Genomic DNA, 11,344 nt, shown 5'->3' with positions numbered 1-11,344 from the left:
GGCCGAGCTGGCCCAGCTCGGCCAGCGAGTGCAGGAAGCCCTCCCGGGTGCAGCGGTCGACGAGCTCCCACAGCTCGTCGGCGTCGCGTGAGTCGGGGGGCGGTTCGGGGCCGTCGGAGTAGACCATGATCGTCAGGATGGGCGGGGGGATCCTGCGCATCATGACGTCGAGAAGCTCGGTGTCGGTGGGGTCGGCCTCGGCGGCGTTGCAGACGGCCAGCACGCTGCCGGGCGGCACGCTCGTACGGACGAACTCGGTGATGCCGTTGGCCAGCCGGAGCGTGCGGCGGGGCGCGGGCACGAGGATGCGCTCGTCGTCGGAGAGCTCGGTGTCGAGGCTCATCCGACGGGCGGGCACCCGGTCACGAAGACCGGGTGCCGCCGCTCGGATCTCGATGTCATGGGCCGCCACGAGATCCTTCGAACTGTCCAAGGCGGCCGGGACCAGGTGATGCAACAGCGCGGCTGCGACGGTGTAGGGACCGGTTGGCCGTCTGTGCCCGTCGATCATCGGCACCAGCAGTCGCTGGGCCTCCCATCGGGCAGGCGGTGCGCCCTGGGCCCTGAGGTGGGACCTACCCTCGATCACCCCTTGTGTATGACGCTGGAGGTCCCGGCGAGCCTCGCGGTACCAGGCTTGCGGACGACGATGCGTTTCATAGTGCACCTCTCCATCGGGGTTAATTCCCTACTATCGGACACGTCCGCGAATATCAAGATTTACGGCGAATAAGGGAGTTGTTAATCCATAAGTACCAGAGGGTTTTTGACCGTGATTAGTGGCCTATTGGGACCGAAACCAGCGAGAGATTGACACCGTCCCGATCTTTCCACTTTCTTCGACCATGGCGCACAAACAACGCCCTCCCGGCGCGATCGCTCGTCCGGCCCCCGGATCGGCGCCCGGACCGGCGCCATTCTTCGCCCGCACGATCGTGGTCGCCCGTTCGATCAGCCGGTCGAAACTCGGCTCCACCGACCGCTTGCGCGCCTGCCCGTTCCACGGGCACCCCTGCGGGTGGGAGCAGGCGGTCTTGGACGGGTATGACGCCACGAGCCGGTCGAACTTCAGCGGATCGTCCCGTTTGGCCTTCAGGTCGGCCAGCGCCCTCCTGGCCTGCCTGGTCGCCGCCACGACGGCGCGTTCGGCGGCCTCGTCGGGCGAGGCCCTGCCCGGCACGGCCAGCAGCATCGCCGCCGCCATCAGCCCGCCGCCCACGATCATGCTGGTGCCGACCTGCTCGTCGAACCAGATCACCGCGATGAGCGTGACCCACAGGGGCTGGGACGACATCAGCACGGCGCTGGGGATGGCCGGCACGTGCGCCTGCCCGTACGAGCGGGCCAGGAACCCCAGCGCGCACGAGACGACGGACAGGTGGGCGAGTATCCCCCAGTCGGGCATCGTCTGGGGCAGCGTGATCCCGTCGCGCACCGCCATGACGCCGGTCATGGCCCCGATGGTGGCGAGCTGGATGACGGTGAGCGCGTACGCGTCGAAGGGCTTGGCGGCGCGCGAGAGCTTGGCCAGCATCAGCGTGTGCCCCGAGTAGAGGGCGGCGGCCGAGATCGTCACCCCGAGCGCGAGCACGGAGATCTTGGTCTCGCCGATGCCGCGCATCAGCGTGAGCACGGTCATGCCGGCCATGGCCATCGCCACGCCCGCCCACACCCGGCGGGGCACCCGGGCCTTGAACATCACCAGCGCCAGGACCGGCGTGATGATCACGTTGCAGCCGACCGCGAACCCCGACACGGACGACGGCAGACTGTCCAGGGCGATCGCCTGCGCGCACTGCCCGACCCCGAACATGATCCCCAGGATCACCCCGTTGAGCAGGGTCGCCCGCGACACGCGGAACAGGCTGCGCGGCCGGATCAGGAACAGCGTCAACGCCGCGATGGTGTAACGCTCGGTGAGCAGATCCTCCACCGGTAACCGGAGGATGAGATCTTTCATCAGCGGGAACGCCGACCCCCAAGCGGCGCTGACGAACAACAGAAGCACAGCTCCCAGGAGGGGTCGGGGAGCGGGCACGACTGCCATGTCAAAAGCATCTCACTACAATGAGCAGCCAACGATGTACAGGCAGCAGCCGGTGATGTTCCTCTACCACCCAGAGGGATGTGCCTCACTCCGGGGTGCGTACATCCCTATCCGAAGTGACTCTGAGCACGGTATTCCCCACCCACCCGCTAGGCGAACCCCGCTGTCACAGCTCTGTGTCACGTAGGAAACGGGCACGTCCCGTCAAGGGACGTGCCCGTCATGAACGCAGCGTCACGACTCCATGGCGTCGGCCGACTCGACGGCCGGCCGGTGGGCCTCGTCGCGGGGCCGCAGGCGCTTCTCGCCGTAGACGACGACCAGCTCGCCGACCTGCCGCCGGGAGGTCTCGCGCCAGCCGTGGCGCTCGTACAGCGCCAGCGCGGCCCCCTGGTTGAGCGTGGTGTCCCCGCGGATGGCGGTGAACCCCAGCTCCACCGCCCGGTGCTCCAGCGCGCGCAGCATCGTGGCGCCGAAGCCGCGCCGCTGGAAGCCGGGATGGACGCGCAGACGGCACACCTCAGCCGTCTCGGAGTCGATGGGTCGCAGCCCGCCCATGGCGACGACCCGTGAGCCGATCTCGCCGACGAGGAAGTCTCCGCCGCAGGCCAGGTAGAGCTCCTGTATTCGGGGGAAGTCGTCGTCGTAGTAAACACCGTCGCCCGGCGCCAGCCCCACCTCGGCGAGACAGATCTGGTGCAGGGCGAGGATGGTGTCCAGGTCAGACCAGCGATAGCGCCGGATCTTCAGTTTCATGCACCGCCGTTCCCTTCCCCGAAGGCCAGCCCAGTGCGCAGTTCTTCCTGAAGCATGGCCAGGCCGGGATGGTTCGCGTCCCGCGCCTTGATCGACTGCGCGAGCGCGACAGCCGGGCGCATGATGAAATCGGTGCGGTATTCGGGCCCGAGCAGCTTCATCGCGTCGCGCCCGAGCTTGGCGGCCTCGTCGACGTCCCCCTCGATGAGGCGGCACTGAGCCTGGTCGAGCCGGATCAAGGTCTGGTCGATGATGTGGTCCTCGTACTTTTCGAGGGCCTGGTCGAGCACGACCTCAGCCTCCAGGGTCTGGCCGAGCTTGGTGAGCACGTCGCCCTGGTAGAAGTAGAGCTGGCGCTCGGTGTAGCCGAACGCCATGTCCTCCCTCTCGTGGGACTTCATGTGCGAGAAGGCGTTCCTGGCCCGGGCGAGCGCGCGCTTGGCCTGGTCGACGACCTCCTTCTTGCTGTCGGTCCCCGACAGCATGGCCAGCGCGCGGGCCTCCACGACCGGGGCCATGGCCTGGGCCGCGCACGGGGTCGCGCCGGCCAGGTCGCGGCTCTTCTTGGCCAGGTTGAGCGCCTCGCGGGCGTCGCCGTAGTAGAGCGGGACGAGCGCCTCGCGGGCGGTCACCCAGGCGCGCAGCGCGCGGTCGCCGGTCTCGTCGGCGGCCGTGCGGCCGGTGCGGAAGAACGAGCGGGCGAGCCGGTGGTCGCCCAGGTTGATCATGATCATGCCGCTGAGCCCCGACAGTTGCGCGGCCATGCGGCACAGGCGCTCCTGCAGGTCGATCGGCTGACGCCGGGACATGGCGTTGCGCACCGCGCTCAGTTCGAGCAGCACGTCGCACAGCAGCCGCAGCGGCGCGGTGGTGGTGTACTGGCGGCCGAAGCTGAGCGTGGCCTCCTCCCACTGGTCGAGCATCGCGGGAGAGACGGTCGCCGAGACGAGGATGTCGTCCATCCGCCGCCTGATGCCCTCGCAGGCGCCGAGCACGTCACCTCTGAACTCGGCCTTCTTCGAGCTGCTCGACAGAAGTGTCAGCAGCGTGCGGCGCAGGATGTTCTCGTTCTCCTCGTCGGAGGGCGCCGGGGGCGAGTCGGGGAGCTGGATCAGCTCACGCGACTGCGGCCCGTAGTAGGGCCGCTCCTTGCTCTCCCCGCCGACCACGCCGGGCATCCGGTGGCCGTGCCCGCAGATGCACGGGGTGTCGTAGCCGAGCGAGCTCGGCTCCACCCGGTAGACCGAGCAGAGGTAGTGCAGGTATTCGGGACCCGGGCGTTTCAGCCCGCTCTCGTACGCCGACAGCAGGGTCTCCCCGATGCCCGGCACCGGTTTGGAGTCGCGCTCGAACAGCGCCCTCACCTGCTCGATGACATCGGCGAGCGCGATGCCGTAAGCGAGGCGGTGCCCCTTGATCCGCGTGGTGCCGAACTGGGGCCCGCACGCCTCGTGGATCTCCTCAGCTATCTGGGCGGCGGTGCGGCCGGCGGCGAGCCCTTTGGCTCGGATCTGCCGTGCCATCTCCGTTTCCCTGTGCTGTCTGCCGGACATCCCGGCCCCTTCCACACATGTCCTGTCGGTTGCGACCGATGACCCAGCGTAACCCTCAGATCGCGCTGCGCCTACAAGAACTATGGCCCAATGCTGACAGGTTGAAAACGCCTTCTTGGAGCTTACGGTTAAGGATGTTCCTCCCGAGGGCTGTTTCTTACATCCAGGGAGGGAGAAGCGGTCCCCTGTAGCCGCCCACCCGTCGTTGCGGAGTTCGCTGACTTGAGTCATGTTTGGCGCACCAGCAACGATTCAAGGGAGGGACGAAAGGTGGGGGACGACAACGTCGGGCACCTGGAGCGTCTGGTGTCAGAACTGGACGCTCGCGGATTGCTCGCGCGAGTGGTTCGGACCCAGAGCGGTCGACTCTTCGTAAGGGTGATAAACCCACACGCGACAAGTCTGTCCGAGAACGTCACCTGCCGGCCGACTGCGGTCGCTGAGCTTCCGGACTGGTGGTACTGCTGGTCCTGGGGCGAGCGCATGCACACGGCCGACGACCCGGCTGGTGCGGCGACGAAGGTCGCTCGCGTGCTCGCCGCCGTGGGGGAGTGACTGAGCGGTGGTCCGGGTGGAGCGCAGCCACCTTGGCCTACCGCACCCACGGCGGCTCCTCGGAGCCGGCGGGGTGGCCGGTGCGGAGGGTCTCCTGTTCCCGCAGGGGCTCTGGTCATCCCGCCGGTTCCGCTTCTCTGCGGAACTCGTGCTTGTGCGGCCAGCCAGCCGCGCACATTGAGCCATCCTCCAGGTCCGCCTGGTGGGTGTTCGGGGGTTCGGCCTCCGAGATCGGCTGGGGCATGCTTCCGGGTGTGTGTCCCAGCCGAGCCGTACGTCACCGGAGCGTCAGGCTTCGCCCTCCGCGGCCCCGGGGCCTGATGTCCCCGTCTTCCCCGGCGTGATGTGACTGCGGCCGGTTCGGTCGGCGGTATCTTTTTGAGCGATTCGCTCCATAAGGGCCGTCGGCCGAACCGTTTTTTCATGAGGGGGATCCACCCGGTGTTCCTGCTGGCTCCAACGCCTTCGCCAACACCCACGTCCACGCCTACGTCGAGTCCGCTGGACCCGACGGAGTTGCTCACCGAGGTGGGCAAAACATGTGTGGATGACACCGTGCTGTGCAACGTGTTGCAGGATTATCTCCCTGTGGGTTCTTTCGCGCCGGTCCTCGCCACCGTGATCACCATCGCGCTCATCCTGATCCTCGCCCTCGTGGTGCGGAACATCGCCAAGCGGCTGATCACCCGGATCGTCAACCGGGCCGCGACCGGCTCCTCGATCACCGGCCGGTTCCGCAGGGGCGGCGCCGCGACCGAGGGCATCGACGCCCTGCTCCACGAGCGCCGCAAGCAGCGCGCCGAGACGATGGGGTCGGTGCTCAAGCACATCGCCTCGATCGTGATCATGGGCACCGCCGTGCTGACCGTCCTGGACCGGCTGACGATCCCCATCGCTCCCCTGCTCACCAGCGTGGGCATCCTGGGCGTCGCGATCGGCTTCGGCGCGCAGGAGCTGGTCAAGGACTTCATCGCGGGCATGTTCATGCTGCTGGAGGACCAGTACGGCGTGGGCGACGTGATCGACGCGGGCGCCGCGATCGGGACGGTCGAGGCGGTCACCCTGCGCGTCACCAGGCTGCGTGACGCCGACGGCCGGGTCTGGTACGTCCGCAACGGCACCATCACCCGCATCGGGAACGAGTCGCAGGGCTGGTCGCGGGCCTACCTCGACGTGCCGGTCGCCTGGACCACCGACCTGACGACCGTGCGGGCGGTGCTGGAGAACGTGGCCGAGGAGATCTGGGCCGACGCGGAGTTCCGTGAGACGCTGATCGTGGAGCAGCCCGACGTGTTCGGCGTGGAGCAGCTCTCCGACAGCTCGCTGGTCTTCCGGATCACCGCCAAGACGTTGCCGGCCAAGCAGGCGCAGGTCGCGCGGGAGCTCAGGCTGCGGGTGAAGGCGGCCCTGGACTCCGCGGGCATCCCCTGGGCCGCCACCGCATAGGCTTGTACGGTGACTGAAACCTCCTTCTACGAGGCCGTCGGCGGCGAGGAGACCTTCCGGCGACTCGTGCGCCGCTTCTACGAGGGGGTCGCCCAGGACCCGCTGCTGCGTCCCCTCTACCCGGAGGAAGACCTGACCGGGGCCGAGGACCGGCTGCGGGGTTTCCTGATCCAGTACTGGGGCGGCCCCAACACCTACAGCCAGCAGCGCGGGCACCCGCGGCTGCGGATGCGGCACCACCCGTTCGTCATCGGCGAGGCCCAGCGCGACGCCTGGCTCAAGCACATGCACGACGCGGTCGAGTCGCTGGAGCTGCCGCAGGAGCTGGAGACCAAGCTTTGGGACTATCTGGTCTATGCGGCGCACAGCCTGGTGAACTCTCCGACATAACGGGCATGAGCGCCACATGAGCATCCCCTGGTGGCGTGACGCCGTCGTCTACGAGATCTACGTTCGCAGCTTCGCCGACGCCTCAGGAGACGGCGTCGGCGATCTGGCCGGCATCCGCGAGCGGCTGCCCTACCTGGCCGAGCTGGGCGTCGACGCGGTCTGGCTGACGCCCTTCTATCCCTCGCCGATGGCCGACGGCGGCTACGACGTGGCCGACTACCGCGACGTGGATCCGCTGTTCGGCTCGCTGGCCGACTTCGAGTCGCTGGTCGCCGACGCGCACGAGCACGGCCTGCGGGTCATCGTGGACGTGGTGCCCAACCACAGCTCCTCGCGGCATCCCTGGTTCCAGGAGGCGCTGCGCGGCGAGCGCCGCGACCGCTACATCTTCAGCGACACGACGAACAACTGGCAGTCCACCTTCGGCGGCCCCGCCTGGACCCAGGTGGAGGACGGCCAGTACTACCTGCACCTGTTCGCCCCCGAGCAGCCGGACTTCAACTGGCGCAACCCCGAGGTGCACCAGGAGTTCCTCGACGTCCTGCGGTTCTGGCTGGACAGGGGCGTGGACGGGTTCCGCATCGACGTGGCGATGGGCCTGTACAAAGCGGAGGGGCTGCCGGACGTCAAGGACCAGTCGTTCAAGTCGGTCTCGCCGGTGTGGGGGCAGCCGGAGGTGCACGACGTCTACCGCGCCTGGCGCAAGGTGCTCGACGGCTATCCGGGAGAGCGGATGGCGGTGGGCGAGGTGTGGACGGACAGCCCGGAGGATCTGGCCCTCTATGTCCGCCCGGACGAGCTGCACCAGAGCTTCAACTTCGCGTGGCTGCAGGCGCCCTGGTCGCCGACGGCGTTCAAGGAGGTCATCGAGGGCACGCTGGCCTCGGTGCCGTTCGCGACGTGGGTGCTGTCCAACCATGACGTCATCCGGCACCGCACCCGGTACGACACCGCCGATCCCGGAACAGGACTGGCCAGGGCGAAGGCCGCATTGCTCACGATGCTGGCATTGCCCGGGTCGGCATATCTCTACCAAGGGGAGGAACTTGGCCTCCCCGAGGTGAAGGATCTTCCCCCGGAGGCGCGGCAGGACCCGGTCTTCTTCCAGTCGGAGGGCAAGCTGCCGGGCCGCGACGGGTGCCGGGTGCCGATCCCGTGGGCCAAGGACGGCGCCTCGTACGGGTTCTCCCCCGACGGTGTCGCGCCGTGGCTCCCCCAGCCGCAGGACTTCTCCGAGCTGAGCGCCGAGGCCCAGGACGCCGATCCCGGCTCGACGCTGGCGTTCTACCGCCAGGCCCTCGCCTGCCGCCGTGACCTGGTGCGATCCATTCCTTATACCTTGGAGTGGCTGGATTCCCCCGAGGGAGCGCTTTTCTTCACCCGTGGCGCGCTGACCTGCGCGATCAACTGCGGCCTCGACCCGGTGCCGCTGCCTCCGCACGACGACGTGCTGCTGGCGAGCGGGGCGCTCGACGGGAACCTGCTGCCGCCCGACACCGCCGTATGGCTGCGCACCGCCGCCTCGTGACGCATCGCCGCTTCGTAGCGGGACGGTGGCTCAGGACGGGACGCCCTCCTCGGCGGAGGCGTGCCGTTCGCCACGGGTGGGGATGATCGGCAGCGACACCAGCGTGCACGCCAGCCCCGCCGCGAACCCCGCCCAGTAGCCGGGCCCTGTGATCAGCAGCCCGGCCACCGGGGTCACGGCGAGGGCCACGGAGTTCTGGATGGTGTTGTGGGTGCCCAGCACCCGTCCCGCCCAGCCGGGACCGGCCAGCTCGCCCGCCGAGAGGTAGGCCAGGCCGTTCCCGGCCACGGTGATCACCGCGGCCAGCGCCAGCATGGCCGGGCCCAGCCACGACTCGGTGAACTCCCCCAGCGTCAGCAGCGCCATGACGACCGCCGAGCCGGTGGCCAGCAGCCGCAGCGGCGCCATCCGCAGCCCGGTCCGGTCGGACCAGCGGCCCACCAGGATGCGGACCGCGGCTCCGGCGACGGCCGCCACGCCGAACAGCTGCCCGGCGCCGACGCCGTCCCAGCCGTACACGGTGACCAGGCAGGCCACCCCGTACGTGCTGACGACGAACTGGGGTGCGACGTGCAGCGCGGCGGCCGCGTGCACCCGCCACAGGGCCGGCTGCCGGTACGGCGAGACCGTCGACGCGGGGCCGGCGTCCGAGACCGCGTGCGGCGGCTCGGCCAGGAAGGCGACGGCCAGCACGGCGGCCACCAGCGCGATGACGGCGCACAGGACGAGCACACCCGTGATGCCGTGGGCGCGTGAGATGGGCGGCAGGACGAAGGCCGCGATGGCCATGCCGAGCGTGAAGGAGACCTGGCGGATGCCCATGGCCACGCCGCGTTCGGGCGGGTCGAACCAGCGCAGCACGATCCGCCCGCCGCCGACCAGCGCGGCCGACCCGGCCGCCCCGGCCAAGGCGAGCAGCACGACCACCGCCCAGATGTCGGTGACGAGGGTCACGGCCGCGAACAGGACCGCGCCGGCCCCGACGCCGAGGCCGAGCACCAGCTTCTCGCCTCGCCGGTCGGCCAGCACGCCCCATAAGACCAGGGAGAACAGGATGCCGATGCCGGGGGCGTTGCAGATGATCCCGGCGACGGGCAGCGAGACGCCGAAGTAGCTCTGGATGTCGGGCATGATGAGCGGCAGGCCGGAGATGCCGACGGTGACGCTGGTGTGGGCGTTGACCCCCAGCCCGAGCATGACCCAGCGCTTGGTCGTCATCAGAGTGAGGGGGTGAATCGCCGTAGATAGGAAAATTCATCCTCGGTGAGCCTGCGGGGCGCCGAGCGCTCCACGTCGTAGGCGACGAGCACGGATCTGGCCCGCACGTACAACGCCTCGTCGTCGCGGATCTCGTACTCCAGGGTGAAGCGAACCGGGCTGAGCTCGCTCACCCAGGTCTCCACGCGGACCGGTTCGGCGCGGAAACTGAGCGGGCGCAGATAGTCGATCTCGTGACGGGAGACCACCAGGCCCTTGAAGGGAGTGTCGCCCGCCTTGTAAGGATCGATGTGGAGCATCCCCAGCCGGGCGTCCTCCAGGTAGTCGAAGAAGCGGACGTTGTTCACATGCCCTTGAGAGTCAATGTCCGCAAATCTCACCATTCGAGGAAATACATGCCGTTGCGCGAGGGAAGGTTCAACCACACCTTCACGCTACCGTCCCCCTTGGGCGGCTCCGCCAGGGGCTGCGCAGATCAGAGGGGGTAACAGGGGCTATCCCTCTAGCGGTTCTAGATTTCGATACTAGAATTCAGTTCGCATCGTCAGCGGGTCAAGGATCGAGGTGCCAGATGAGCGGAATCGTCGAAGGCCGAGTGGTGATCGTCACGGGCGCGGCCAGGGGCATCGGGCGGGGCCACGCGCTCGAGTTCGCCCGTCAGGGCGCCAAGGTCGTGGTCAACGACCTGGGCGCGGAGGTCGACGGGACCGGCTCCTCGGACGCCGCCGCCGCGGTGGTGGCGGAGATCGAGGCGCTGGGCGGGGAGGCGATCGTCAACGGCGAGGACGTCTCCGACTTCGACGGGGCCGACCGGCTGATCCAGGCCGCCGTGGAGCGCTTCGGCGACCTGCACGTGCTGGTCAACAACGCGGGCATCCTGCGCGACCGGATGCTGGTCAACATGACGGCCGAGGAGTGGGACGCGGTCATCAAGGTGCACCTGCGCGGCACGTTCGCGCCGCTGCGCCACGCGGCGGCGTACTGGCGGGCCAGGTCCAAGGCGGGCGAGGAGGTGGACGCGCGGATCATCAACACCACCTCGTCGTCCGGCATCTACGGCAATCCCGGGCAGGGCAACTACGGCGCGGCCAAGGCCGGCATCGCGGGCCTGACGGTCATCGCGGCCAAGGAGCTGGAGCGGTACGGCGTCACCGTGAACGCCGTCGCCCCGGCCGCGCTGACCCGCATGACCGAGAACCTCGTCCCGAAGGGCACCCGCGCGACCGGCAGCACCGGCGCCGACCCCGACGACATCGCGCCGCTGGTGGTGTGGCTGGCCAGCGCCGAGGCCCGGGGCGTCACCGGGCGGGTGTTCAACGTCCGCTCGGGGATGATCAGCGTCGCCGAGGGCTGGCACGCGGGCCCCGCCGTGGACAAGGGCAGCCGCTGGGATCCCGCCGAGCTGGGCGCGGTCATCCCCGCCCTGGTCGAGAAGGCCGCTCCCAACGCCCTGACCAGCGGGCAGATCCCCGGACGGGAGGCCTGAGGTGGCACTCAACCATGACCTGGTCGGCGTCGAGGGCGAACCGCACGAGCGCGCCTGGACGGCCAAGGACACCATGCTGTACGCGCTCGGCGTGGGCAGCGGCCTGGAGGAGCTGGAGTTCGCCACCGAGAAGGGGCAGCGGGTGCTGCCGACGTTCGCGGTGCTGGCCGCCCAGTCGCCGGCCGGGCGGCGGCTCGGCGACTACGACCCGGCGCTGCTGGTCCACGCCGAGCAGGCGTTCGAGCTGCACCGGGAGCTGCCGGTGGCGGGCAAGGTGCGGACCACCTCGAAGGTGACCGGCATCTACGACAAGGGCTCCGGGGCCCTGGTGACCACCGAGGCGCTCGCCGTCGATCCGGACGACG

10 protein-coding genes and 2 pseudogenes are annotated in these 11,344 nt (G+C 69.1%); 6 read left to right on the top strand and 6 right to left on the bottom strand.

The genetic code is table 11. From position 1 onward, the window contains the following. The 4 genes and pseudogenes from KME77_RS03825 to KME77_RS03810 all read right to left on the bottom strand — a co-directional run. Positions 1-343, bottom strand: a pseudogene (locus KME77_RS03825) (hypothetical protein); the annotation flags it as partial. Positions 344-784: 441 nt separating this feature from the next. Continuing rightward, entirely contained in the window at positions 785-2,047 is a 1,263-nt protein-coding gene (locus KME77_RS03820) for a DMT family transporter (RefSeq protein ID WP_281424023.1), read from the bottom strand. Positions 2,048-2,281: 234 nt separating this feature from the next. Next, positions 2,282-2,803: a GNAT family N-acetyltransferase gene (locus KME77_RS03815; RefSeq protein ID WP_219461967.1), complete on the bottom strand. Its 522-nt coding sequence runs from the start codon at positions 2,801-2,803 to the stop codon at positions 2,282-2,284. Beyond that, entirely contained in the window at positions 2,800-4,326 is a 1,527-nt protein-coding gene (locus KME77_RS03810) for an NsdA family TPR-like regulatory protein (protein ID WP_246609129.1), read from the bottom strand. The genes KME77_RS03815 and KME77_RS03810 overlap by 4 nt, the downstream gene beginning before the upstream one ends. Positions 4,327-4,626: 300 nt before the next feature. Here KME77_RS03810 and KME77_RS03805 point away from each other — a divergent pair, with 300 nt between their 5' ends. From KME77_RS03805 to KME77_RS03790, 4 genes and pseudogenes are all read left to right on the top strand, one after another. Next, a complete protein-coding gene (locus KME77_RS03805; RefSeq protein ID WP_219461964.1) occupies positions 4,627-4,911 on the top strand; it encodes a hypothetical protein in 285 nt (94 codons plus the stop codon). 588 nt (positions 4,912-5,499) lie between these two features. Next, positions 5,500-6,357, top strand: coding sequence for a mechanosensitive ion channel family protein (locus KME77_RS03800; protein WP_308250534.1), 858 nt, complete (start codon positions 5,500-5,502; stop codon positions 6,355-6,357). A 9-nt stretch (positions 6,358-6,366) separates the two neighbouring features. Further along, positions 6,367-6,741 (top strand): annotated as a pseudogene (locus KME77_RS03795) (globin); the annotation flags it as partial. Positions 6,742-6,763: 22 nt separating this feature from the next. After that, on the top strand, positions 6,764-8,275 hold the full coding sequence (locus tag KME77_RS03790) for a glycoside hydrolase family 13 protein (RefSeq protein WP_219461960.1): 1,512 nt from the start codon (positions 6,764-6,766) through the stop codon (positions 8,273-8,275). 30 nt (positions 8,276-8,305) lie between these two features. Here KME77_RS03790 and KME77_RS03785 read toward each other — a convergent pair whose 3' ends face one another. Beyond that, positions 8,306-9,493, bottom strand: a complete 1,188-nt coding sequence (locus tag KME77_RS03785; protein ID WP_219461958.1) for an MFS transporter — start codon at positions 9,491-9,493, stop codon at positions 8,306-8,308. Beyond that, on the bottom strand, positions 9,493-9,876 hold the full coding sequence (locus tag KME77_RS03780) for an acyl-CoA thioesterase (RefSeq protein ID WP_219461956.1): 384 nt from the start codon (positions 9,874-9,876) through the stop codon (positions 9,493-9,495). The genes KME77_RS03785 and KME77_RS03780 overlap by 1 nt, the downstream gene beginning before the upstream one ends. Before the next feature lie 188 nt (positions 9,877-10,064). Here KME77_RS03780 and KME77_RS03775 point away from each other — a divergent pair, with 188 nt between their 5' ends. Next, positions 10,065-10,979, top strand: a complete 915-nt coding sequence (locus KME77_RS03775) for an SDR family oxidoreductase (RefSeq protein ID WP_219461954.1) — start codon at positions 10,065-10,067, stop codon at positions 10,977-10,979. Position 10,980: 1 nt separating this feature from the next. After that, positions 10,981-11,344: FAS1-like dehydratase domain-containing protein (locus KME77_RS03770; RefSeq protein ID WP_219461952.1), on the top strand; the 364-nt coding region annotated here is incomplete at its 3' end.

Origin of the sequence: Nonomuraea rhizosphaerae, assembly GCF_019396405.1 — a bacterium.
Classification (GTDB): domain Bacteria; phylum Actinomycetota; class Actinomycetes; order Streptosporangiales; family Streptosporangiaceae; genus Nonomuraea; species Nonomuraea rhizosphaerae.
This window is presented reverse-complemented; position numbering and strand designations above follow the sequence as displayed.